Annotated in this window: 25 protein-coding genes; 15 read left to right on the top strand and 10 right to left on the bottom strand. The window is 57.9% G+C overall.

Going from position 1 to position 24,395, the window contains the following annotated elements; translation table 11 throughout:
- Positions 1-79 precede the first annotated feature (79 nt).
- Positions 80-1,678, bottom strand: coding sequence for a phosphoenolpyruvate carboxykinase (locus ACR3E2_RS09510; protein ID WP_480483749.1), 1,599 nt, complete (start codon positions 1,676-1,678; stop codon positions 80-82).
- A gap of 345 nt (positions 1,679-2,023) precedes the next feature.
- Between ACR3E2_RS09510 and ACR3E2_RS09505 the strand changes: the two genes are divergently transcribed.
- Genes ACR3E2_RS09505 through ACR3E2_RS09475 form a run of 7 tightly spaced genes read left to right on the top strand, consistent with a single transcriptional unit; the run spans position 2,024 to position 7,445 of the window.
- Complete coding sequence (locus ACR3E2_RS09505; protein ID WP_267364197.1) at positions 2,024-2,728, top strand: response regulator transcription factor; 705 nt, start codon at positions 2,024-2,026, stop codon at positions 2,726-2,728.
- Between the two features lie 31 nt (positions 2,729-2,759).
- A complete protein-coding gene (locus ACR3E2_RS09500) occupies positions 2,760-4,478 on the top strand; it encodes an ATP-binding protein (RefSeq protein WP_480483748.1) in 1,719 nt (572 codons plus the stop codon).
- Between the two features lie 3 nt (positions 4,479-4,481).
- A complete protein-coding gene (locus ACR3E2_RS09495; protein WP_480483747.1) occupies positions 4,482-4,952 on the top strand; it encodes an HPr kinase/phosphorylase in 471 nt (156 codons plus the stop codon).
- The gene (gene rapZ, locus ACR3E2_RS09490; protein WP_480492718.1) at positions 4,937-5,830 is read left to right on the top strand and encodes an RNase adapter RapZ; all 894 of its coding nucleotides are present in this window, start codon (positions 4,937-4,939) and stop codon (positions 5,828-5,830) included. Before ACR3E2_RS09495 ends, rapZ begins: the two co-directional genes overlap by 16 nt.
- Complete coding sequence (locus ACR3E2_RS09485; RefSeq protein WP_267364203.1) at positions 5,827-6,219, top strand: PTS sugar transporter subunit IIA; 393 nt, start codon at positions 5,827-5,829, stop codon at positions 6,217-6,219. The genes rapZ and ACR3E2_RS09485 overlap by 4 nt, the downstream gene beginning before the upstream one ends.
- 16 nt (positions 6,220-6,235) lie before the next feature.
- Positions 6,236-6,505, top strand: a complete 270-nt coding sequence (locus tag ACR3E2_RS09480; RefSeq protein ID WP_209506323.1) for an HPr family phosphocarrier protein — start codon at positions 6,236-6,238, stop codon at positions 6,503-6,505.
- 40 nt (positions 6,506-6,545) lie between these two features.
- On the top strand, positions 6,546-7,445 hold the full coding sequence (locus ACR3E2_RS09475) for a lysophospholipid acyltransferase family protein (protein WP_480483745.1): 900 nt from the start codon (positions 6,546-6,548) through the stop codon (positions 7,443-7,445).
- 47 nt (positions 7,446-7,492) lie between these two features.
- On the opposite strand, the gene ACR3E2_RS09470 is transcribed toward ACR3E2_RS09475, so the two are convergent.
- Positions 7,493-8,368, bottom strand: coding sequence for a 3-hydroxybutyryl-CoA dehydrogenase (locus ACR3E2_RS09470; protein ID WP_209506328.1), 876 nt, complete (start codon positions 8,366-8,368; stop codon positions 7,493-7,495).
- Between the two features lie 165 nt (positions 8,369-8,533).
- Here ACR3E2_RS09470 and ACR3E2_RS09465 point away from each other — a divergent pair, with 165 nt between their 5' ends.
- Complete coding sequence (locus tag ACR3E2_RS09465) at positions 8,534-9,337, top strand: DUF6473 family protein (RefSeq protein WP_480483744.1); 804 nt, start codon at positions 8,534-8,536, stop codon at positions 9,335-9,337.
- A 59-nt stretch (positions 9,338-9,396) separates the two neighbouring features.
- Here the strand turns inward: ACR3E2_RS09465 and ACR3E2_RS09460 are convergent, their stop codons facing one another.
- The 6 genes from ACR3E2_RS09460 to ACR3E2_RS09435 form a co-directional block, all read right to left on the bottom strand.
- On the bottom strand, positions 9,397-10,326 hold the full coding sequence (locus ACR3E2_RS09460) for an electron transfer flavoprotein subunit alpha/FixB family protein (RefSeq protein WP_480483743.1): 930 nt from the start codon (positions 10,324-10,326) through the stop codon (positions 9,397-9,399).
- Positions 10,326-11,084: an electron transfer flavoprotein subunit beta/FixA family protein gene (locus tag ACR3E2_RS09455; protein WP_209506332.1), complete on the bottom strand. Its 759-nt coding sequence runs from the start codon at positions 11,082-11,084 to the stop codon at positions 10,326-10,328. Before ACR3E2_RS09455 ends, ACR3E2_RS09460 begins: the two co-directional genes overlap by 1 nt.
- A 199-nt stretch (positions 11,085-11,283) precedes the next feature.
- Entirely contained in the window at positions 11,284-11,856 is a 573-nt protein-coding gene (locus ACR3E2_RS09450) for a cob(I)yrinic acid a,c-diamide adenosyltransferase (RefSeq protein ID WP_480483742.1), read from the bottom strand.
- Positions 11,856-12,059: a twin transmembrane helix small protein gene (locus ACR3E2_RS09445; RefSeq protein ID WP_480473850.1), complete on the bottom strand. Its 204-nt coding sequence runs from the start codon at positions 12,057-12,059 to the stop codon at positions 11,856-11,858. The genes ACR3E2_RS09450 and ACR3E2_RS09445 overlap by 1 nt, the downstream gene beginning before the upstream one ends.
- 76 nt (positions 12,060-12,135) lie before the next feature.
- Complete coding sequence (locus ACR3E2_RS09440; protein WP_480483741.1) at positions 12,136-12,963, bottom strand: SDR family NAD(P)-dependent oxidoreductase; 828 nt, start codon at positions 12,961-12,963, stop codon at positions 12,136-12,138.
- 69 nt (positions 12,964-13,032) lie between these two features.
- Positions 13,033-13,662 (bottom strand): SH3 domain-containing protein, encoded by a 630-nt coding sequence (locus ACR3E2_RS09435; protein WP_480483740.1) that lies wholly within the window; start codon positions 13,660-13,662, stop codon positions 13,033-13,035.
- Positions 13,663-13,863: 201 nt separating this feature from the next.
- Here ACR3E2_RS09435 and ACR3E2_RS09430 point away from each other — a divergent pair, with 201 nt between their 5' ends.
- The 3 genes from ACR3E2_RS09430 (at position 13,864) to tuf (ending at position 18,186) form a co-directional block, all read left to right on the top strand.
- The gene (locus ACR3E2_RS09430) at positions 13,864-16,212 is read left to right on the top strand and encodes a DNA topoisomerase IV subunit A (RefSeq protein WP_480483739.1); all 2,349 of its coding nucleotides are present in this window, start codon (positions 13,864-13,866) and stop codon (positions 16,210-16,212) included.
- Between the two features lie 96 nt (positions 16,213-16,308).
- Positions 16,309-16,878, top strand: coding sequence for a hypothetical protein (locus ACR3E2_RS09425; protein ID WP_480483738.1), 570 nt, complete (start codon positions 16,309-16,311; stop codon positions 16,876-16,878).
- A 132-nt stretch (positions 16,879-17,010) separates the two neighbouring features.
- Entirely contained in the window at positions 17,011-18,186 is a 1,176-nt protein-coding gene (gene tuf, locus ACR3E2_RS09420) for an elongation factor Tu (RefSeq protein WP_480492715.1), read from the top strand.
- A gap of 250 nt (positions 18,187-18,436) precedes the next feature.
- Here tuf and rpe read toward each other — a convergent pair whose 3' ends face one another.
- The gene (gene rpe, locus ACR3E2_RS09415; RefSeq protein ID WP_209598264.1) at positions 18,437-19,126 is read right to left on the bottom strand and encodes a ribulose-phosphate 3-epimerase; all 690 of its coding nucleotides are present in this window, start codon (positions 19,124-19,126) and stop codon (positions 18,437-18,439) included.
- Between the two features lie 163 nt (positions 19,127-19,289).
- On the opposite strand from rpe, the gene phnC reads away from it, so the two are divergent.
- The 4 genes from phnC to phnE (ACR3E2_RS09395) all read left to right on the top strand — a co-directional run bounded on the left by phnC (position 19,290) and on the right by phnE (ACR3E2_RS09395) (position 23,393).
- Positions 19,290-20,111: a phosphonate ABC transporter ATP-binding protein gene (gene phnC / locus ACR3E2_RS09410; RefSeq protein WP_267365713.1), complete on the top strand. Its 822-nt coding sequence runs from the start codon at positions 19,290-19,292 to the stop codon at positions 20,109-20,111.
- A gap of 67 nt (positions 20,112-20,178) precedes the next feature.
- Positions 20,179-21,081 (top strand): phosphonate ABC transporter substrate-binding protein, encoded by a 903-nt coding sequence (phnD, locus tag ACR3E2_RS09405; protein ID WP_480484070.1) that lies wholly within the window; start codon positions 20,179-20,181, stop codon positions 21,079-21,081.
- Positions 21,082-21,147: 66 nt separating this feature from the next.
- Entirely contained in the window at positions 21,148-22,029 is an 882-nt protein-coding gene (phnE, locus tag ACR3E2_RS09400) for a phosphonate ABC transporter, permease protein PhnE (protein ID WP_480484069.1), read from the top strand.
- Positions 22,026-23,393: a phosphonate ABC transporter, permease protein PhnE gene (gene phnE / locus ACR3E2_RS09395; protein WP_480484068.1), complete on the top strand. Its 1,368-nt coding sequence runs from the start codon at positions 22,026-22,028 to the stop codon at positions 23,391-23,393. The genes phnE (ACR3E2_RS09400) and phnE (ACR3E2_RS09395) overlap by 4 nt, the downstream gene beginning before the upstream one ends.
- A gap of 199 nt (positions 23,394-23,592) precedes the next feature.
- Here the strand turns inward: phnE (ACR3E2_RS09395) and phnF are convergent, their stop codons facing one another.
- On the bottom strand, positions 23,593-24,303 hold the full coding sequence (gene phnF, locus ACR3E2_RS09390; protein WP_480484067.1) for a phosphonate metabolism transcriptional regulator PhnF: 711 nt from the start codon (positions 24,301-24,303) through the stop codon (positions 23,593-23,595).
- Positions 24,304-24,395 lie beyond the last annotated feature (92 nt).

The following is a 24,395-nucleotide window of genomic DNA, read 5'->3' as shown; positions in this document are numbered from 1 at the left end:
CTATAAGATGAGTATTCGGCGGACAGCAAAAAAGCTACGGATCGGCAAAAAGAAAGGGGCCTGACGGCCCCTTTTTCGTTTATCCGATTGCGACGGCTTTGATGTCGTCGTCAATGAACGGCAGATACTGCTCAAAGTTCTCGGCAAACATCTGCACCAGTTTCTCGGCCTGCTTGTCGAATGCGGCCTGATCATCCCAGGTCCGACGCGGGTCAAGCAGAACTTCGGGGACGCCCGGGACAGAGACGGGAACGTCAAAGCCGAAATTGGCGTCCTTGCGGAACTCGGCGTCGCGCAGTGAACCATCCAGCGCTGCGGTCAGCAGGGCGCGGGTGGCCTTGATCGGCATCCGGCTGCCGACACCATAGGCGCCACCGGTCCAGCCTGTATTGACCAGCCAGCAGGTCGCGCCGTGCTGGGCGATCTTGTCGCGCAGCAGGTTTCCGTAGACTTCCGGGCGACGCGGCATGAACGGCGCACCAAAGCAGGTCGAGAAGGTGGGTTGCGGTTCTGTAACGCCACGCTCGGTCCCCGCCACCTTTGACGTGAAGCCCGACAGGAAGTGATACATTGCCTGTGCAGGCGTCAGCCGCGCGATCGGAGGCAGTACACCAAAGGCATCGCAGGTCAGCATGATGATGTTCTTCGGATGACCACCCAGCGCGCTTTTGGAGGCGTTCGAGATATACTCAAGCGGATAGGCGCAACGCATGTTCGCTGTCAGCGAGTCGTCGTCGAAATCCAGTTTCTTGGTCTCGGGGTCAAAGACCATGTTTTCGATCACTGTGCCGAATTTCGAGGTGGTCGCATAAATTTCCGGCTCGGCTTCGGCGTTCAGGTTGATGGTCTTGGCATAGCAGCCGCCTTCGAAGTTGAAGGTGCCCCGATCTGACCAGCCGTGCTCGTCATCTCCGATCAGCGTGCGCGAAGGATCAGCGGACAGGGTTGTCTTGCCGGTGCCGGACAGACCAAAGAACACGGCGGTATCGACCGCGTTTCCGACAGCATGGTTGGCCGAGCAGTGCATCGGCATCACGCCTTTTTCCGGCAGCATGTAGTTCAGCAGGGTAAAGACGGATTTCTTGTTCTCACCCGCGTATTCGGTGCCGCCGATCAGAATCAGCTTGCGGTCGAAGTTCAGCGCAATAACCGTCTCGCTACGGCAGTTATGTTTGGCCGGGTCAGCCTGAAAGCTGGGGCAGTTGATGATGGTGAAGTCCGCGGTGAACTCGTCCAGATCCTCGCGATCCGGGCGACGCAGCAGGTGACGGATGAACAGGTTGTGCCAGGCAAGCTCGGTCACCATGCGCACGTTGATCGCGTAGGTCGGATCGGCACCACCGACGAGATCCTGCACGAAATAGTCGCGGCCTTTCATATGGGCCAGCATGTCTTGGTAGAGGGCGTCAAATCCCTCTGGGGTCATCTCGGCATTGTTTTCCCACCAGATAGTGTCAGCCACGCTGCTGGTTTTGACGACGTGCTTGTCCTTGGGCGAGCGACCGGTGAACTTGCCAGTGGTGACCAGAAAGGCACCGCCATTCCCAAGTGTACCTTCGCCGCGCTTCAGCGCTTCTTCGATCAGCGCCGGTTCCATGAAGTTATAATAGACATTGCCCAGACCCTCGATGCCCTGATCCTCGAGGCGGAATTGCGGGTTAACCCGTCCAGATGTCATGTGTATCTTCTCCTGTGGCGGCGCGGGGGCTTTGGGCCCTGAGGCGCCTTTGGGGCAGTGTACCGGGAAAACCGGCGGTTGGGCGCGTCTTACCACGGTCGTTCAGGACATGAACAGGCGGGTTTGACGCAGTTAGCGCAACCAAGTTCGGGTTTAGCGCCATCACAAATTCAATGACCGAGAACCGGGCATATTTTTGCGGGCATAAAGGCAAATTTGCCGCAGACCTGCCGCAACAAAGGCACGATTCGCAGTTACGGATTGATTCGGCGTCTTAAAACCGCCAACAATGCCTTACAAATAAGCGAATTATTGCGCGAGTGAGCAGGAATAGGGGTGAGCCCGATGTCAAAGATTGCACTTGTGGATGACGATAGAAACATTCTGACGTCTGTATCCATGACACTCGAAGCCGAAGGTTTCGAGGTTGAAACTTATAATGATGGCCAGGCCGCGTTGGATGCGTTCAACAAAAAGCTGCCTGATATGGCCGTACTCGATATAAAGATGCCGCGAATGGATGGCATGGATCTGCTGCAACGGCTGCGTCAGAAAACGCAGATGCCGGTGATTTTTCTGACCTCGAAAGATGATGAAATCGACGAGGTTCTGGGTCTGCGCATGGGCGCGGATGACTATGTGAAAAAGCCCTTCTCGCAACGGTTGCTGGTTGAGCGCATCCGCGCTCTGCTGCGTCGGCAAGAAGCAACAAGCGGCGACGCGATTGCGGCCAATAGCAACGACACAAAGGTTATGGAACGCGGCGACTTGCGGATGGACCCGCTGCGCCATGCGGTCAGCTGGAAAGGGAATGATGTATCCCTGACCGTGACCGAATTCCTGCTTCTTCAGGCACTTGCCCAGCGTCCGGGTTTCGTCAAAAGCCGCGACCAGCTGATGGATGTGGCCTATGATGATCAGGTTTATGTGGATGACCGGACGATCGACAGCCACATCAAGCGTCTGCGCAAGAAGATGCGCGCGGCTGATCCCGAGTTTTCGGCGATCGAAACCCTTTATGGTATCGGTTATCGGTACAACGAAGAATAGGCGCCACGCCAGCAAGGGGTAATGGGCTCTCGTGCGCGACACCGAAGCAGCCAGCGAACTACGTGACGGTGACGTCGTACTCGGGGATGACTGGGTCATTCCCGACGATACCGAGTCAGCGGAACTGAGGGAAAAGCGGTCCCAGAGAAACCTGTTTTCTCTGCGAGGCTCGCCTTTGGCGCGCAAGATCATCACCTTCAACCTGATCGCGCTGGTGATCCTGGTTACAGGATTGCTGTATCTGGACGATTCGCGGAAAGAGACGGTTCAGCAGACGGCGCGCAATCTGCTTGGCGATGCGCAGCTGGTCAGCAACGTCTTTGAAACCCAGCTGCGCCAGGGTGCGCAGCACACCGCGCAGGATGCTGGCAACCTCGACGTCAGAGATACGCTGTCAGGTTTGACACTTCCTGAAGGCGGGGAAGTCTTTGTCTATGACGCCAGTGGCACCCTGATTGGCTGGACACGCGGTGCCCCGCAAGTGTCGGCCATGCCGGTTCTTCTGCAAACCAATTCCGAGCTGCAAACCGGCAGCACGGTGATCAGCGACACGTTGAACGCGGTCTGGATCGGTGTGTCGAACCTTCTCAACTGGTCGACCGAGGTCGAGGCACCGACTCTGGCACAGCGGGTGCAGGGAATTATCCCACAGGCGCTGGCAGGTCAAAGGCAGGTTCAGGCAGTTCAGGACGCCGCAGGTGAGACCGTGATCGTAGCCGCTGCTCCGATTCTTTACGAGGATACCCCTGCCGGAGCAGTTGCCATCACAGGCCCCGCCGGTGAGATCGACGCACTGGCCCGCCGTGAGCAGGAGCGCATTCTGCAAATGTTCGTGGTGGCTTTGCTGGTTTCGGTGGGCCTGAGCCTTGTGCTGGCTTCGACCATCGCCAACCCGTTGGCAGACCTGGCCGCAGCGGCGGAAATGGGTAAGGATCGGGGCACAGGGGTCAATCCGGGGCGCATTCGCATACCTGATCTTAGCGCCCGTCCGGATGAAATCGGTCGCCTCAGCCGCGCTCTGCGGGGCATGGTGACTGCTCTGTATAATCGGATCGACGCAAACGAACAGTTCGCCGCTGATGTCGCCCATGAAATCAAGAACCCCTTGGCCAGCCTGCAATCCGCTGTTGGCACGCTTCGCATGGTCAAGCGCGAAGATCAGCGCGACAAGCTGCTGGGTGTAATCGAACATGACGTTCGGCGCCTGGACCGGCTGGTCAGCGACATCTCGAACGCGTCACGTCTTGATGCGGAACTGGTTAAGGAAGAAGAACAACCCTTTGATCTGCTCAAGCTGATTGGCAATATCGGTCAATATCTGGGTGAAGACGCGCGGTCCAAGGGGATCGACTATATCACCGATCTGCCATCCGAACCGATTGTCATCAACGGGCTTGAGGCACGGCTGGCGCAGGTGTTCGTCAATCTGATCACCAATGCCATTTCCTTCTGTGAAGAAAGTGATGCCATCCGCGTCTGGGTACGTCAGCGAGACAACCGTGTTCTTGTCGTGGTCGAAGACACCGGGCCGGGTATTCCGGAACAGGCCTTGACCAAAGTGTTCAAGCGTTTCTATTCGCAACGCCCGGCAGAGCACTTCGGTAACAATTCGGGGCTTGGTCTGGCCATCTCGAAACAGATTGTCGAAGCCCATGGCGGCGTAATCTGGGCTGAGAATATCCGCCCGACCGAAGCGGATATTACATCAGACCCGCTAGGGGCACGCTTTGTAGTGGGGTTACCTGTATAACTCATGCAAGCAGGTTCTCTGTCAGACGCCAAAGACCGGGACAGCGCTTGTGTGCACGCTTCATGCGTAACAGTGGCCGGGCGCGGGCTGTTGATTGTCGGTGCTTCGGGCGCGGGAAAATCGGCTCTAGCATTGCAGATGATGGCCTATGGGGCGGGTCTGGTCGCGGATGATCGGGTCGACCTGTCAAGGCAGGACCATCAGGTCATTGCCGCCGCCGTGCCGCAGATACAGGGTTTGATCGAGGCCCGTCACATTGGTTTGATCAAAGCGGATGTATTCGGACCGGTCCCCTTGGACTATGTTGTGGATCTGGATCAAAACGAGCCACAAAGGTTACCTGCCGAGGCGACAATCGTGCTGCTGGGGCAAACTGTTCCCTTGCTTCGCGGGGCGGGCGTGCCCAACTTGGCCGCAGCGTTGATGCAGCTTCTGAAGAATGGGCGTGTACACCCGGAATGGCCGAACAAATGATAGAGCAACGGCGGATCGTGCTGGTAACAGGCCCATCAGGGGCCGGAAGATCCACAGCCATTCATGTACTGGAAGACCTGGGTTTTGAGGCCATCGACAATCTGCCGATGGGCCTGCTGCTGCGCCTGCTGGACAGCGCGGACAGCGACCGCCCAATGGCGCTTGGCATTGACGCCCGAAATCGCGATTTCTCGACAATCGGGTTTATCGAACTGGCCGAAAGCCTGGGCCGCATGGCGCGGGTGGATTTGACCGTTCTGTATCTGGATTGCAGTGATGACGTATTGGTGCGCCGGTTTTCGGAAACCCGCAGGCGGCATCCCGTCGCCAAAGATGCCAGCCCTGAGACCGGTGTTCAGCGCGAAAAAGAGCTGCTGGCCCCCATACGCGAGATTGCAGATACCCTGATCGATACAAGCCAACTGAACGTGCACCAGTTACGGGAAGAAGTTGAAAACTGGTTTGCGCCCCAGGGGGGGCGACATCTGGCAGTTTCAATCGAGTCGTTTTCGTACAAGCGGGGCCTTCCGCGTGGGCTGGACATGGTCTTTGATTGCCGGTTTCTGGCGAACCCCTATTGGCGCCCCGAGTTGCGGGCGGCGGATGGGCGACACTCGGACGTTGCGCGCTATGTCCAATCGGATAAGAATTACGAACCCTTTCTTGGACGGGTGATGGATTTGCTAACCTTGTTGCTGCCGGCCTTTCGGGCCGAAGGAAAAGCACATCTGTCGGTGGCTTTCGGATGCACGGGTGGGCAACACAGATCCGTCGCAATGGCAGAAGCCGTTGCAAAGGCCCTTGCAGAGGATGGGCAGCAGGTGGCAATTAGGCATCGCGAGATGGAACGTCGGTCGTTGAATGTGAGGTCGGATTGATCGGAATTGTGATCGTTGCGCATGGCGGTTTGGCCCAGGAATACCTGGCCGCCACACAGCATGTGGTCGGGCCGCAGCCCGGCCTTGTGGCCATTGCGATCGAACCTGACCACGACAGGGATGAAAAACAGGCGGAAATCTGTCGTGCGGCTGACGCAGTGGATATGGGCGACGGTGTTGTCGTTGTAACCGACCTGTTCGGCGGCAGCCCTTCAAATCTCAGCCTGCGGGCCTGCGCCCCTCAGGATCGGCGGATATTGTATGGGGCAAACCTGCCAATGCTCATTAAATTGGCCAAAAGCCGCCACTTACCCGTTGGTGATGCTGTCCGTCAGGCAATGGAAGCTGGACGGAAATACATCAATGCGCAAAATGTGACATTGGACTAAAATCGGATTGATGAATATGACCACTCGAAGCCTGAAAATTATCAATGAAAAAGGTCTGCATGCCCGTGCTTCGGCGAAACTGGTTGAGGTTGTGGAAGGTTTCGATGCGCATGCCGAGGTGTCGAAGGACGGGATTTCTGCGTCAGGCGACAGTATTATGGGCCTTTTGATGTTGGCAGCATCACGCGGAACAACTATTGACGTCGAGACCTCCGGACCGGATGCTGAAGCATTGGCAGAAGCTCTGGAAGCGCTTGTGAACGACAAGTTCGGAGAGGGGTTCTAAGCTGCCCTCGCCAGGACAGAAAGAACGGGAAGGCCAGGAATTGGCGGAAACGACGCACGAGACCAAGACAAGCCCGGTGGTGGATGGGACTGAAGATCAGGGCGAGATCTACGATCGTAGAACTCTGACCTATGCGAACTCTTTCGACGATGCCTGGACTTCGACGGCCATTCGCGCCATCGAATGGTGCACGGGCAAGCTGACCATTCTGCGGATGGTCAACAAATTCGAGAAAAAGAACGAATTTTATCGTGGGCAGCGGTTCTGGGGCGGCGCGCTTGAGGTGATGGGGATTGACCTGACCACACCGCAAGAACAGATTGCCCGTATTCCAAAATCCGGCCCCGTCGTTGTCGTTGCCAACCACCCTCACGGAATGGTGGACGGTATGATTCTGGCCGAGTTGATAGGGCGGATCCGCAGTGATTATCGCATTCTGACCCGCTCGGTCCTGACGGGTCTTGATGAGGCCGCGACGTCTTTCATGATCCCGGTTCCGTTTCCGCATGACCCCGAAGCGCAGGCCAAGATGCTGGAAATGCGTGGCAAGGCGATGGACCATCTGAAAGACGGCGGTGTCGTGGCGCTGTTCCCGTCCGGTGTCGTCATGTCTTCGGATGACTGGTTTGGCCCCGCGGTCGAGCGCGAGTGGAATGTGTTCACCGCAAAAATGATCCGCCGTTCAGGCGCGCGTGTGGTGCCGATTTTCTTTCCCGGCAGCAACTCGCGCTGGTACCAGATCGCCAACAAACTGTCGCCGATCCTGCGGCAAGGCTTGTTGCTGCATGAAATCGTCCGCTCGTGCAAAAAACCGCAATCGCCGGTCATTGGCGATCCGATCTCGGATCAGGACATGGAACAGTTGGAGAGAGACCCGCGTGGTTTCATGACCTGGCTCAGAAACCATACACTGTCGCTGGGCAAGTCAGGCAAGTCCTGACCCGTGTTTTCATCTGACCGGTACCGTACCGGGCACGGGCGGTTTACTTAACGTGTCGGAACCGGCACCTCGCCGCGATAGTCATAGAAACCGCGTTGCGTCTTGCGCCCCAGCCATCCGGCCTCGACATATTTGGTCAATAGCGGGCAGGGGCGATACTTTGTATCAGCCAGACCATCATGCAAGACGTTCATGATGGCAAGACATGTGTCCAGCCCGATGAAATCCGCCAGTTCCAACGGCCCCATGGGGTGATTCGCACCCAGTTTCATCGATTGGTCGATGGATTGGACGCTTCCGACACCTTCATACAGCGTATAAACGGCTTCGTTGATCATCGGCATCAGGATGCGGTTAACGATGAAAGCCGGGAAATCTTCGGCGCTGGCAGCTGTTTTGCCCAACCGGTCCACGACCGCCTTGCAGGCTTTGAAGGTTTCCTCATCTGTTGCGATACCGCGGATTAGTTCCACCAATTGCATGATCGGAACCGGGTTCATGAAGTGGAAACCCATGAAACGTTCGGGCCGGTCGGTACGGCTGGCCAGACGCGTGATGGAAATGGACGACGTATTCGACGTCAGGATCGTATGCGGCAGGAGGTGCGGTTGCAGATCTTCGAAAATGGCCTGTTTGACCGTTTCCCGCTCGGTCGCGGCTTCGATCACCAGATCGGTCTGTCCCAGCTGCGGCAATTCAAGGGTGGTCGTAATACGCTTCAGGGCCGCCTGCATCGCATCGTCAGTGATCTTGCCACGTGATGCCTGACGCGCCATGTTGCCTTCGATCGTGGCCATTGCGCTGTTCAACGCATCCTGACTGACATCATTCAGCAAGACATCGTATTCCGCCAAAGCCAGAACATGGGCAATGCCGTTGCCCATCTGACCCGCGCCAATCACCCCGACCGATTTAACTTCCATGTTCAGCTGCCTTTGCCCTGGAGGATACCGGGACAGTATCGGCAGACCGGGGCGGGCGGCAAGGGGATCGAACCGGTCAATTTTGCTTCAAATGCGCGCATTAGGAGATTCTCAATACCTAAGGCCGCAAATTGGCAATTGGGTGAAAAATTTGGGGGGCTTGGTATGAGCTTTCATCGGGTAAACGTCGGCACAGAGGCCGCGTGCCAATATGCAGGATCAAACCTTTGGTTTCGGGCGCCGCACGGAAATCTTGAGACGCCTTATGTGGCCTGTCTGGGTGGAGAAGAGACGTTTGGCCGGTTCGTGGAATATCCGTACCCGGCATTGCTTGCCAAAAGATTGCCGCAACCTTGTATCAATTTTGGCAGTCTTTTTTGTGGGGCTGATGCGTTGCTTGCTGATCCGGGGGTCTTAAATCTTGTCAACGGATCAGACCTTTGTGTGCTGCAAGTGCTGGACGTGCCGTACCAGTCGAACAGGTTTTATCGCGTGCATTCGCGTCGGAATGATCGGTTTCTTGAACCCTCGTGCGACTTGCAGGGCCTTTATCCTGAGGTCGATTTCACGGAAATCCACTTTGTCAGGCATTTGCTGGAAAGGTTGCGGGCCATAAAGGACGCGCGTTTTGAGGTTGTGGCGCAGGAGTTGCGAGAGACTTGGTTGCGCAACACATCCGAGCTGGTGCGACGGATCAAGCCACGGGTTGTTCTTCTCTGGCTGCACATACAGCGACAGGAGGATCGGCATCGCGACCTTGTCTTGCCCGATGCTGACATGATCGAACAGGTTCGACCGTTGTGTGCCGATGTCGTGGAATGCACGGTCAGTGTGTCCTCCTTGTCAGACGAGATCGAGGACGTGTTGTTCGGGACGCTGCAACAGCCTGTGGCCGAGCATATGCTCGGCCCCTCCGCGCACAGGGAGATTGCTTTGAAGCTTGAGGCGGCTTTGAGAGAATTGAATTAAAAAAGGCCCGCCGGTTGGCGAGCCTTTGGTGATTGTGGGGCTAAGGCCCCGGGCTGCGTTCAGCCGAGCTTTTCGGTCAGTTCCGGGACCGCCTGGAACAGGTCGGCGACCAGTCCGAAGTCGGCGACCTGGAAGATCGGCGCTTCTTCGTCCTTGTTGATCGCAACGATGACCTTTGAATCCTTCATGCCCGCAAGGTGCTGGATTGCGCCCGAGATTCCGACCGCGACATACAGATCAGGCGCAACAACCTTGCCGGTCTGACCCACCTGCCAGTCGTTCGGGGCATAGCCCGAGTCCACAGCGGCGCGCGATGCGCCAACCGCTGCACCCAGCTTGTCAGCCAGAGCTTCGATCAGCTTGAAGTCGTCTTGCGAGCCGACACCACGGCCGCCCGAGACAACAACGCCTGCCGAGGTCAGTTCCGGACGGTCGCTTGCAGCCACCTTGTCTTCGACCCACGACGACAGGCCGGGATTGTCGCCGACCGAGATGGTCTCGACCGCAGCCGAGCCGCCGGTCCCCGCCGCATCGAAGGACGCTGTGCGGATGGTGACGACCTTCTTGGCGTCGTTCGACTTCACGGTCTGGATCGCGTTGCCCGCATAGATCGGGCGCTCAAACGTCGAGCCATCGACCACGCCCGAGGCATCCGAGATCACCATCACGTCCAGCAGGGCTGCGACGCGCGGCATCACGTTCTTGGCGTCGGTGGTCGCGGGGGCCACGATATGCTCGTACCCATCGGCCAGACCCACGATCAGCGCGGCGGTCGATTCCGCCAGGCGATGACCCAGCGATGCGTCTTCGGCAACCAGCACCTTGGACACGCCGTCGATCTTAGCGGCAGCCTCGCCGGCAGCGGCGGCCGAGCCACCTGCGGCCAGAACGGTCACGTCACCCAGCACCTTGGCAGCGTTTACTGCCTTGGCAGTGGCGTCCAGCGCCAGTTCGCCATTGTTGACTTCGGCAAGCAGAAGTACAGCCATTACACAGCCCCCACTTCTTTGAGTTTCGAAACCAGCTCATCCACCGAGCCAACGATGATACCTGCGGCACGTGCCGGCGGTTCTTCGGTCTTGACGATTTCCAGGCGCGGCGTGACGTCGACGCCGTAATCGGCGGCGGTTTTCTCATCCAGCGGCTTTTTCTTCGCCTTCATGATGTTGGGCAGCGACGCATAGCGCGGCTCGTTCAGGCGCAGGTCAACGGTCACGATGGTCGGCATCTTGACGCTGATGGTCTGCAACCCGCCATCCACCTCGCGGGTGATCTTGGCACTGTCGCCTTCGATATCCAGTTCCGAGGCAAAGGTGCCCTGCGACCAGCCCAACAGGGCCGACAGCATCTGACCGGTGGCGTTCATGTCGTTGTCGATCGCCTGCTTGCCCGCCAGAACGATGCCGGGCTGCTCTTCCTCGACCACCTTGGCCAGGATCTTGGCAACTGCCAGCGGCTCGATATCGGTGTGCACATCATCCGTCGCAACAACAAGGATCGCCCGATCAGCCCCCATGGCCAGAGCGGTCCGCAGCGTCTCTTGCGCCTGCTTCACACCAATCGAAACGGCAACAACTTCGTCTGCCTTACCAGCCTCTTTCAGGCGAATGGCCTCTTCAACCGCAATCTCGTCGAACGGGTTCATCGACATTTTGACATTGGCGAGATCAACACCGCTACCGTCCGCTTTCACGCGGACCTTCACATTGTAGTCAATCACGCGTTTGACAGGTACCAGTACCTTCATTGTAGCGCTTTCTCCTCAAAAAACGGCAAGCCGCGAAGGCGACTCCACCAATGCTCTCGTCGGACTTGATAACGTCTGCTGCACCCGCAAAACAGAGCAAAATCGTCACGTCGTCGCGTCGGGACGTCGCGTTTTGCAGTTTTTTACCTTGAGGCACGCAAGATTGTTGCCCGCATTGCGCTTATTTTCAGGGAAATATTCAGCGGTTTGCGCCGGGAACCCACAGCACGTCGTCCTTGCCATCGTTATTTGCGCACCGGGCCGCGACGAAAAACCAGTCACTTAGCCGGTTGAGATATTTGACGGCCACATCGTTAACCGGTTCCATATTCGTCAACTCGACCGCCAACCGCTCGGCGCGACGCGATACGGTGCGGCACACGTGCAAATGCGCGGCCAGCCGCGAACCGCCCGGCAGGATGAAGCTGCGCAGCGGTTCCAGTGTTTCGTTCATGATGTCAATTTCGGCTTCCAGCCGGTCGATCTGAGCGGATACGATTCGCAGCGGTGGATAGTCCGCTTCGGCATCCTTCTCCATTTCAGGGCGGCAGAAATCCGCGCCAAGATCAAACAGGTCGTTCTGAATCCGCGACAAGGCGGCATCGACTTTGCCTTCGGCCTCGGTACGGGCCACGCCAACAAAAGAATTCAGCTCGTCCACTGTTCCGTAGGCGGCAACGCGGCCCGAATACTTTGCCACACGCTCGCCATTGCCCAGAGCGGTTTTGCCATCGTCGCCGGTGCGCGTGTAGATTTTGTTGAGCACAACCATTACTGTACCCCTTGCCCGCGTAGATAGACGTATAGCACGATCAAAATAACGGCGATGAACTGAAAGAGGATACGCAGGCGCATCATCTTGTTGCTTTTCTTAGCTGCTTCCATGCCGCCTTTGCCGAAATTCGCGATGCCCAGGGCTAACACAACGACAACTGCCGCCATGGCCAGAAGCAGAATGACCATTAAAGGGTCCATTTAAAGTCACCGTCCGGTTTTTTCGATTATCCCCATCTAGCGTCAAGGTGACGAAAAGCGAACGGGAAATAACGTCTCAGATATCCGAAAGGATGCGATCCGTGGCTTTTGTGGGCAGAATCCGGCGCAGAACCCCTGCGACATATGTCGGGGTGGTCACATAGTAGCGTGGTTTGGGGCGGCGCGCCTCGACCGCATGGGCCAGCTTGTCGGTGACGGCAGAGGCGGGCAGTTCGAACCAGTCGGGCGCACTGTTTTCGTATAGTCGCTTCAGCAGCGAACCTTCGTATTTTTCCCGCAGGGCCGAGTTCTCCCAGTCGATGTATTTTTCGAACACCGGGATTGCCTTTTCCCTGAGCTTTGAGGTGATCGGGCCCGGCTCGATCAAAACGACCTGAATGTCTGTATCCCGCAGCTCCAGCCGCAAGGTGTCGGTCAGTCCTTCGATGGCGTATTTGGTGGCGACATATGCGCCGCGCCAGGGGAAGGCAACAAGACCAAGTACCGAGGAACATTGCACGATCCGGCCGTGACCCTGTTCCCGCATGACGGGAATAACCTGTCGGGTCAGTTCGTGCCATCCAAAGACATTGGTTTCAAAGATATGACGCAGAGCGTCTGTCGGGACGTCTTCAACCGCACCGGGCAGCCCGTGCGCGCCGTTGTTGAACAGCGCGTCCAGTGTTCCGCCCGTTGCCTCAAGTACATATGACAATCCCGAGGAAATGCTGTCGGGTTCGGTATAGTCGATTCTGGGGCTTTCAAACCCTTGCGCGCGCAGGCGATCACAGTCGCGCTGCTGTCGGCAGGATGCAAACACACGCCAGCCTCGCGCACGCATTCCGTGTGCTGCGTCCAGCCCAATGCCCGACGAGCATCCCGTAATAAGAATCGATTTCTGCATGTGCCTTCCGAAGCTGAACCCCGCCAAAAGCTAGGGCGGGGTTTGCGGCAGGGCAATGACGTCCGGGCGTCAGTTTGATGTTTTCCGGACAAGTGATGCTGAAATCCACCCGACCTGTTGCGCGGGCAACACGCGCAGGCGCAGCCAGCCGGTGCCGGAATCGCTCAGGACCTCGACCCTTTGGCCAAGCGCGGCCTTGCCGATGATGGGATAGATCGTGCCGGGGCCATCGCGCAGATTGACCCGGGTGCCCGAAATCTCGCGGATGTCGGTCTGGGCCTCGGCAGGCGTGGGCAGTTCGACTGTGGGCAACTCGGCGTCGGTGACCACCTGCTCCAGTGCGGTCACACCCTGTTCCAGTGATGCCAGGGTCAGGGTCACGCTTTCGTCTTGAAACAGCGAGGGATTGGCTTTCAGGCCAGCCGCGACCTGCGAGAGGAGGGCCTTTGTTTCGGTCTCACCCAATTGGGTTACCGCCTCGGCAACAGGTGGAACCACCAGAGCGGGTTTGACTGCGGCACGGGTGACCAAATCTTCGACAGGTGCAGGCTCAACGACCGGGGCAACCGGTTCTGCCACTACGGCCACGCGTCCCGGTTTGGCAGGGCGCACGCCGCGCGGTTCAAAATCAGGGCCACCGCTCATCACGTAAAAGGTCCAGCCGAGCGCGGCAAAGGTAACAAGTATCAGGCGCGTCATGGCGCATCCCCCAAAGCAATCGTAACATCAACAAATGGCAGCAAATCAATTGATGAGATCTTAGCATATTTCGGGGGACGAGTCGAAAAATGGGGGAAAACAACACGGTGTCTCCCCCTGTTGCAAAAAGCACGACTTTTCCCCAGCAATTTATGTGCTGCTCGCTTTACCAAGGCGCACTTGCGTCGTATCACATCATATATGAACGATACGATCGATGACCCCAACATGCAGGCCCCCACAGGTGGGGGCGAGGTGGCGGAACCGCTGCGCCGTGCGATTGGTGAGCGGTATCTGACCTATGCGCTGTCCACCATCATGCACCGGGCGCTGCCCGATGCGCGGGACGGGTTGAAGCCGGTTCACCGCCGAATCCTCTATGCGATGAGAGAGTTGCGACTCAGTGCAACCGGAGGTTTCCGGAAGTCTGCCAAGATTTCCGGCGACGTGATGGGCAACTATCACCCGCATGGCGACGCCGCGATTTACGACGCGATGGCGCGTCTGGCACAGGATTTCAACGTCCGCTATCCGCTGGTCGACGGGCAGGGCAATTTCGGCAATATCGACGGCGATAACCCGGCGGCCTCGCGCTATACCGAAGCGCGGATGACCATCGTGGCCGAGGCGCTGCTGGAAGGGTTGAACGAAGACGCCGTTGATTTTCGCGACAACTATGATGGCACGCTGACCGAACCGGTCGTGCTGCCCGCACAGTTCCCGAACCTGCTGGCCAATGGCGCAAGTGGTATCGCGGTGGGGATGGCGACGAATATCCCGCCGCACAACATCTCGGAACTCTGCGACGCTTGTCTGCATCTGATCAAGACGCCGGACGCGCGCGACGACACCCTGTTGAACTACGTGCCCGGCCCTGACTTCCCAACCGGTGGCGTGATTGTCGAGCCGCCCGAGAACATCGCGCAAGCCTATCGAACTGGCCGAGGCTCGTTCCGGCTGCGCTGCAAGTACGAGGTTGAGGATCTGGGGCGCGGCCAATGGCAGATCATCGTCACCGAGATTCCCTATCAGGTTCAGAAGTCCAAGCTGATCGAGAAGATCGCCGAACTGATCCAGACCAAGAAAATCCCGATCCTTGCCGATGTGCGCGACGAATCCGCCGATGACATCCGTCTGATCCTCGAGCCGCGCTCCAAGAATGTGGACCCTGAGGTGCTGATGGGCATGCTGTATCGCAACTCGGACCTCGAGGTGCGGTTCAGCCTGAACATGAACGTGCTGATCGACGGGGTGACGCCCAAGGTCTGCTCGATGAAGGAAGTGCTGCGCGCTTTCCTTGATCACCGGCAAGAGGTGCTGATCCGCCGCTCGCGCCACCGCATGGCCAAGATCGACCACAGGCTGGAAGTGTTGGAGGGCTTTATCGTTGCCTTCCTGAACCTCGACCGTGTGATCGACATCATCCGCTATGACGACGACCCCAAAGCCGCGCTGATGCGCGAGGATTGGGGGATTGACCATATCCGCGCCACCAGCGAGGCCGACTATGTCTCACCCAGACCGGGTGAAGGCGAGTTGTCTGAGGTTCAGGTTGACGCGATCCTCAACATGCGCCTGCGCAGTCTGCGTCGTCTGGAAGAGATGGAGCTGGTCCGCGAACGCGATGAGTTGATGCTGGAACGTGCCAACCTCGAAGACCTGCTGGCCGACGAAGGCCTGCAATGGGCCAGGATTGCCGAGCAGTTGAAAGAGACGAAAAAGACCTTCGGCAAAGATTACGAAGGCGGCGCACGCCGCACGCGGTTCGCCGAAGCGGGCGAGGTCGAAGAAGTGCCGCTTGAGGCGATGATCGACCGCGAACCGATCACGGTCGTCTGCTCTCAGATGGGTTGGATTCGCGCCATGACCGGTCATATCGACCTGACCCGTGAATTGAAGTTCAAGGATGGCGACGGGCCGCGCTTTATTTTCCATGCGGAAACGACCGACCGGTTGCTGGTCTTCGCTTCGAACGGGCGGTTCTATACAGTCAGCGCGGCCAACCTGCCCGGCGGGCGGGGTATGGGCGAACCCCTGCGCCTGATGGTCGACTTGCCGAACGAGGCTCGGATCATCGATATCCTGATTCACAAGCCGGGGCGCAAGCTGCTGGTGGCTTCGGATGCGGGCAACGGGTTTATGGTGCCCGAAGATGACGTGCTGGCCCAGACGCGAAACGGCAAGCAGGTGCTGAACGTCAAGGACGACGAAACAGCAGTGATCTGCAAACCGGTCGAGGGCGACCACGTTGCAATCGTGTCGCAGAACGGCAAGTTCCTTGTCTTCCCGACCGAGGAATTGCCCGAAATGACCCGCGGCAAGGGTGTGCGCCTGCAAAAATACAATATGGCACGCGGGCGACAGGGAACGCTGGAGCTTGATGGCGGTCTGTCTGACATCACAACCTTCAACTGGGAGGAAGGCCTGAAATGGTCCATGGGGGGCGACAAGACCCGGCATGAGGCAGATATGTCCCAATGGCTGTCCAAGCGCGCCAGCGTAGGGAAAAAAGCGCCCTATGGTTTCCCGCGGGACTATAAGTTTTCGTGATCCGGCCCCGGTTGCGGTAGAAATCCACCGATACGGCTTGGCACAACCCGTATCGGTGCGCTAGACCAAAGAAAAACAGGCCTATCGAGACGAGATATGTTGCGCATTCTGACCCTGATCACCGGATTGGCCCTGATGGGCGCTTGCACCCAGACACAGGTTTATGAACCGCCCGAGTCACTGGGGGAATTTCGCCTCGTGAAGATAGTTTCGTTTGCAGACAACGCTAAACAGGGGCCGATTTCCAGGGATGCTACTCCGCAAGAATGGACAGACGCTTTGGAGCAAGCCATCGACATTCGATTAGGGCGGTATGAGGGCTCACAGCGTTACATTATTGGTATAAGCCTTGAAGGCTATATGTTGGGGCCGCCGGGTATCGTTGTTTACAATCCAAGAAGTGCAGCGATCGTACTCGTTAATGTTTATGACTACGACACGAAGAAATTCTTGGCTAAGCAAAAACAGTTCACTGTTCTTGAAGATACTACGAAAGAAACAGCCCTTATTGGTTCAGGGCGGGTCAGAACCAAGGAAGAGCAGTTGAGCGGACTATCGTTGAAAGTCGCTGACGAAATCGAAGAATGGCTGGCTGAGGAACACAAAGAGAATGGCTGGTTCGACAAGCGGCCTGACCTGATCGAACTGCCGGATTCCGATAGCTGACGCAAAATCCGGCGGGATAAGCGCATTTCCCTCAGGATGTGCTTGATTTTCCCCTTTGAACCAAATATCTCGCGCGCGCAGATAGTAACCTGGGACCAAGGGTCCCCCAAATCGCAAAAGGGCGCCTGAGGAATGGCAAAGGAAAAGTTTGAGCGTAATAAGCCGCACGTCAACATCGGCACGATTGGGCATGTTGACCACGGCAAGACGACGCTGACCGCAGCAATCACCAAGTATTTTGGTGACTTCAAGGCGTATGACCAGATTGACGGCGCGCCGGAAGAGAAAGCCCGCGGCATCACCATCTCGACCGCGCACGTGGAATACGAGACCGACGCGCGCCACTATGCGCATGTCGACTGCCCCGGCCACGCCGACTATGTCAAGAACATGATCACCGGTGCCGCTCAGATGGACGGCGCGATCCTGGTTGTGAACGCTGCAGACGGCCCGATGCCGCAGACCCGCGAGCACATCCTGCTGGGCCGCCAGGTTGGCATCCCGAAGATGGTCGTGTTCATGAACAAAGTTGACCAGGTTGACGACGAAGAGCTGCTGGAACTGGTGGAAATGGAAATCCGCGAGCTGCTGTCTTCGTATGAATACCCCGGCGACGATATTCCGATCATCGCAGGTTCGGCTCTGGCCGCGATGGAAGGCCGTGACCCTGAAATCGGCGAGAACAAGATCCGCGAGCTGATGGCGGCTGTTGATGACTACATCGACACCCCTGAGCGTGCTGTTGACCAGCCGTTCCTGATGCCGATCGAAGACGTGTTCTCGATCTCGGGCCGTGGTACCGTTGTGACCGGCCGTGTCGAGCGTGGCGTGATCAACGTTGGCGACGAGATCGAAATCGTCGGCATCCGTGACACCGCGAAAACCACCTGCACCGGCGTTGAAATGTTCCGCAAGCTGCTGGACCGCGGTGAAGCGGGCGACAACATCGGCGCCCTGCTGCGTGGTGTGGACCGTGACGGCGTTGAGCGTGGCCAGGTTCTGTGTAAGCCGGGTTCGGTGACACCGCACACCAAGTTCGAAGCCGAAGCCTACATCCTGACCAAGGAAGAAGGCGGCCGTCACACGCCGTTCTTCGCGAACTACCGTCCTCAGTTCTACTTCCGGACCACTGACGTGACCGGCACCGTGACCCTGGCGGAAGGCACCGAGATGGTCATGCCCGGCGACAACGTGTCGTTCGGCGTTGAGCTGATCGCCCCGATCGCGATGGAAAACGGCCTGCGTTTCGCCATCCGCGAAGGCGGCCGCACCGTCGGCGCCGGCGTCGTGTCGAAGATCGTAGAATAATCCGTAGGCCAGGCTTCAGCCCGGCACATCGGTGAACAAACGAAGGCCGCTCCATAAAGGGGCGGCCTTTTTTGTAAGTTATTGTATCGAAGGCCTTCGACCGACTCGTAGGCCGGGCTTCAGCCCGGCGCGTCTGTGACCCTAATGAAGGCCGCAACAAGAACATCAAGGCGGGGTGTGTCCCGCCCGATGAGTTCAACGAAATTCAGTTTTGCGGATAAAGCCAACTATGCAGTCGCGAGTTGGCAGATCAGCCCAACCCGCCTTCAGCTGCGGCCCGTACGGCCCGAATATTCTCGCCGTAAACCTCGGGCCGATCAACTGATCCGCCTTTGAACACGGCAGACCCGGCCACCAGCACATCAGCCCCCGCTGCGGCAACAAGGGGCGCTGTCTGGGGATCAACACCGCCGTCGATCTCGATATGCACGGGGCGGTCACCAATCATCTGGCGCAATTTGCGGATCTTGCCAGTCATGTCGATGAACTTCTGGCCGCCAAAGCCGGGGTTCACGGTCATGACGCAGACCAGATCGGTGAGGTCCAGCAGATGTTCGACCGCCTCAGCCGGGGTGCCCGGGTTCAGGGCCACGCCTGCCTTCATGCCCGCGGCGCGGATCGCCTGCAGCGTGCGGTGGGTGTGGGCCCCTGCCTCGACATGCGCGGTCAGAATGTCGGCGCCTGCATCAGCGTAGGCCTGGATGTATGGATCGACCGGCGTGATCATCAGGTGCACGTCCATGACCGTCTTTACATGCGGGCGGAACGCTTTGACGGCTGGCGGGCCAAAGGTCAGGTTCGGGACGAAATGGCCATCCATTACGTCAACATGGACCCAATCCGCGCCCTGCGCTTCGATGGCCTGAATTTCTTGCCCGAAATTGGCAAAGTCGGCGGACAGAATGGACGGCGCGATCTTGATGGTGCGGTCAAAGCTCATATTGGCCTCGTATCAGCTGAAGAGTCGCGGATGCGTATACCCGTGAGGCGGGGCGATGGATACCCCCCGCACGTGTCGTGCCGTTACAAAACTTTCACTACGCTGACACATATCCGTTGAACGGCATCTGTAGCAGTCCGCCAACATGAATTGGGGGTGGCACGTGCTGCGTATCAAGAAACTGACCAAACGCTTTGGTGACAATGTTGCCGTGAATGCCGCGACGCTGGATGTGGACAAGCCATGCATGATCGGGATCATCGGACGGTCGGGCGCGGGCAAGTCCACCCTGCTGCGGATGATTAACCGCCTGACGGATGCCAGCGAAGGTGAAATCCTGTTTGAAGGCCGGGACATCACCCAACTGAAAGGCCGTGACAAACGCGCCTGGCAGGCCGATTGTGCGATGATTTTCCAACAGTTCAACCTGGTGCCGCGTATGGATGTGGTTTCGAACGTGCTGCATGGCACGCTCAACCGTCATTCGACGCTGGCCGCTATGTTCAACCTGTTCCCGATGGATGAAATTCACCGTGCCATCGACATCCTGGACCGGTTGGGGATTGCGGAACACGCTCCGAAACGGGCCGAGGCCTTGTCGGGCGGCCAGCAACAGCGCGTGGCGATTGCGCGGGCTCTGATGCAGGACCCGAGGATTATTCTGGCGGATGAACCAATTGCCTCGCTGGACCCGATGAACGCACAGGTGGTGATGCAGGCGCTGCGCCGCATCCACGAAGAAGATGGCCGCACTGTCATCGCCAACCTGCACACACTGGACACTGCACGTCGCTATTGCGACCGCGTGGTTGGTATGCGCGACGGGCGCATCGTGTTCGATGGGCTGCCCGAGCAACTGACCACGGGCGTTGCTCGCGAGATCTATGGTGCCGATGCCAGCTTTTCGGAAGAAGCGACATCAACGGAAATCGAAACGCTCGACGCCACGCGAAAGGCGCTGATGGAAGCAGAAGCAACCATTTGAGCCGTCCCAACCCCTTTCATCGCCCGGCCCGATGAGAGGCCGGGGTTATCAAACTGGAGAGAGACAGATGAAAAAACTGATTGCTGCCTTGGTCGCAACCACAACACTGGCCGCACCGGTCATGGCTGAAGAAATCAGCGAGTTTCGTATCGGCATTCTGGGTGGCGAGAACGCTCAGGACCGGATGAGCAAAAACGAGTGTCTGCGCGAATACACCGAAGAACTTTTGGGCGTTCCGACCAAATTGTTTGCCCCTGCCGACTATAACGGAGTGATACAGGGGCTGCTGGGCGGCACGATTGATGTCGCCTGGCTGGGTGCGTCGGGCTATGCCAAAACCTATCTGAGCGACCCCGAAGCGGTTGAGCCGGTACTGGTCAAGGTGAACACCGATGGCGGTTACGGCTATTACTCGGTTGGTTTTGCACGCAAGGACAGCGGCATCACCTCGCTTGAGGACATGAAGGGCAAGGTTTTTGGCTTTGGTGACCCGAATTCGACCTCGGGTTATCTGATCCCGTCGATCGAGATTCCCCAGGCCACCGGAGCAACCATGGAATCGGGTGACTATTTTGCTGAGGTGAAATTCACCGGCGGTCACGAGCAGACAATTGTCGCGGTGAACAACGGTGACGTTGATGGCGGTGTGACCTGGGCTGATGGTCTTGGCGAGTGGGAAGACGGCTATCAGTCGGGCGCGCTGCGCCGTGCTGTGGATGCTGGTCTGGTCGACATGAACGATCTGGTCGAGATCTGGAAATCGGCACCGATCCCGGAAGGTCCGGTTGTACTGCGCAAGGCTCTGCCCGAGGATGTCAAGGCTCAGGTTACCGAATTGTGGAACACGCTGGATGAAAAAGACCGCGAATGTTTCTATGGTGTGGCTGCGGGTGAAGCCAAGAGCTTTGATCCTATCAAGCATGAGGCCTACGAGGTCATCATCGAAGCGCGCAAGCTGAAGTCCAACTAAAACTGCATATCCAATGATCGGGGTCTGGTGATGTACCGGACCCCGTTTTCCCTTCAGGAGCATTCCATGACAGACCTTACCGCAGGGTCCTTATCCGTCGATCAGATCCGCAACGACTATACAGCGATGACACGACGCAAGCGGGTCTATGGCGGCATTCTCCTGATCCTGTTCCTGTCGTTGATGGCAGCAGGGTTTCGCACAGCCGACAACCGGAATGCCGGCAGCTTTGTCGATGGCTGGCACCGTATTCTTGACTACCCCACAGAGGTTCTGTCCGAGGCGGGGGAAAAGATTGCCGAAATGCCAGCCAATCTGGTCTCGTTCTTCCCGGCTCTGGTCGAGACAATCAACATCGCGGCGGCAGCGACGCTTGTCGGCACAATTGTCGGGACGATTTTCGCCCTGATGTCGACACGCGGCATGGCGCTGTGGCCGTCAATGATCCCGCTGTTTCGCCGAATATCAGACATCTGCCGCGCCATTCCCGAGATTGTAATTGCTTTGGTTCTGATCTTCATTCTGGGCGGTGGCCCGGTTCCCGCGATGATCGCCATCGCGATTCACACTGCTGGCGCATTGGGCAAACTGTTTTCGGAGGTGAACGAGAACGCCTCGCTGAAACCGGTGGACGGGCTGCATTCCGTCGGTGCCAACTGGTCACAGCGGATGTATCTGGGGGTGATCCCGCAGGTCGGGCCAAACTATGTCAGCTACGCGCTGCTGCGGTTCGAAATCAACATCCGTGCCTCGGCCATTCTTGGATTTGTTGGGGCGGGCGGTTTGGGTTACGAGCTGCGCAATGCCATGTCCTGGGGGCAGGGGCGTTATGACGAAGCCGCAGCCATCTTCATTCTTCTGTTCGTTACAATCGTGGTCGTCGACCAGCTGTCAGGCTACCTGCGCGACCGCCTGACCCACGGCTCGGAAAAAGGAGCTTTGGCATGAGCACCTTCGCAACCAATCTGACTGTTGATGACCTCAAAGCCGAAACAGATCGCTTGTTCAACCGCAAGAGGTTGGTGAACTTCGGGTTGCCTGCTCTGGTTTTCGTCTATCTGGTCTATGTCTTCTTTGCTTTTGACGTGTCGGGCCTTGTGGGGCGCGCAAACTGGGCAAATGGCAAGACGCTGGTGGCTGACAGCTATAGCTACAAAACGCATATCGCCCGGGATAATCGCACCGGTGAAGTCTCTGCCGCCATCGAGGGTGAGCGCAAGGGGGCATATCCTGAAGGGCAGGCCCCCGAGTGGGTGGCACTGGGCGAGACAACTGTGATCGACCTTGAAAAGGGCCATGTCGTGCGTTTCGGTGCGCAGACGGTGGAATATGACATTCCCGGCTATGGCACCATTCGCGCAACACCCACGCGTTCGGCCGGTGTACAGGCGGAGTTGCCGGAGGGTGAGGTTCCGGAGTGGATCAACGTTTCTAAAAACCGGCTGTCTGTGACCACGGACGCAGGTCGTTTGACTGTCACCCGCAACCGGTCCGAGGTGTTTCGCTATTTCACAGGTTGGGAATTGTTCTGGTTCACGCTGGACAGCCCTTATTTCGGCAAGTCCTTCCCGGAACTGGCCGGACTGGCGGCGTCGGGCGAGGCGGGTGCGATCTTTAATGATTTCTGGACCAACAAGATGTGGCGCCATCAGGATGTGGCGTGGGCCATCTTCGAGACGATGCTGATGGCATTTCTGGGCACGTTTGGCGCGGCGATTGTGGCCCTGCCATTGGCCTTCCTTGCGACGCGCAATTTCAACCGGATGACATCCATCCGCTTTGCGATACGGCGTGTATTCGATTTTGTGCGCGGCGTAGACGCGTTGATCTGGACTGTGGTTCTGGCCCGCGCCTTTGGCCCCGGCCCGTTGACCGGTGGGCTTGCCATTCTGGTGACGGACACCGGGACATTCGGCAAGATATTCTCGGAAGCGTTGGAAAACGTGGATCAGAAGCAGATCGAAGGTGTGCAGTCCACGGGTGCGAACGCCCCGCAACGGTATCGGTTCGGCGTTATCCCTCAGGTCACGCCTGTTTTGCTGAGCCAGCTTTTGTACTTTCTCGAATCCAACACCCGCAGTGCGACGGTGATCGGTGCAATCACGGGGGGCGGTATTGGCTTGCTGCTGACGCAAGCAATCATCACGCAGAAAGACTGGGAAGAGGTCGCCTACTACATCATCCTGATCATTCTGATGGTGATGCTGATGGATTGGTTTTCGGGCTGGCTGCGCCGCCGTCTGATCCAGGGCGAGTCGGGTAAAAAGCGCAGGCCGCGCACACCCGATCCCAAACCGTTCCTGTTGCCCTGAACCGGGATTGGAAGGACAAGAAAACAGCGCGGTTCAGTGCGGCGCAACCGTTTGAAAAAGTGTCACAGAGCTTTTGCACGACCGTTCATCCGATTGCCGGATAACGTCGGCCCAAAGGCAGTTTATCCGGATTTCGCGCCACGCCCAACGGGATGAGACCTCCGGCAGGAGGTCGAGATCGAGCGGCAGGGATAGTGGTTTACTCTTCGTTCAGCGTCAGCGTGACACGCTCACCAGCAAAGACGGTTCGGCCATATTCGACGGGTGCGCCGTCCGGGTCCGCGTTGACACCGACCGAAAACAGCACCGGAGCACCTTCGGTCAGTTGCAGATGAAGGGCTTGCGTTGCTGTCGCGCCGCGCGCGGTCAATCGGGTCGAGATGCGGGTGTAATCCGCGATGCCGCAACGTTGCAGGGCTTTTGTTACTGACTGGGTCTCGGTCAGCGCCTGTAACAGGTTTGGAAAGCGTTCTGCCGGGAAGACACTTTGAAAAACGGCTATGGGCTGCCCATCCGCCAGCGATAACCCGTCATAGACATGCACCGGGTTCCCTTTGCTCAGACCCAGTGCTTCGGCCTCGGCTTCATCTGCCGCCCGTGTGGTCAGGGCCAGGATTTTCTTTCCCGGTATCTTGCCGCTGGCTGAGACGTTCTTGTGATATCGAACCCTTTTGCCAATCGGATAGTCGGTTGGCCGCGCCGCCACAAAAACGCCCGCACCGCGCCGGGCATGAACCAGACCTTGTTCCGACATGTCAGCCAACGCGCGCCGCACCGTGTGGCGGTTGACACCGTATTTGGCGGCCAGCTGAGCTTCGGTCGGCAGGCGGTCACTGGTTTGATACCGCCCTTCGGCAATGTCCGAGGTCAGGCGCAGGGCAATGCTTTTCCAGATCGGCGTTTTGCTCATGTCACCAAATCTTCACACAGTTGGAGATTGCGTGTTGCGCACACGCGGGTTAATATTTGTCTAGTTGTATAGTTTAGATAGACAACCCGGCC

It is taken from the genome of Ruegeria sp. AL7, assembly GCF_056536105.1.
This window is presented reverse-complemented; position numbering and strand designations above follow the sequence as displayed.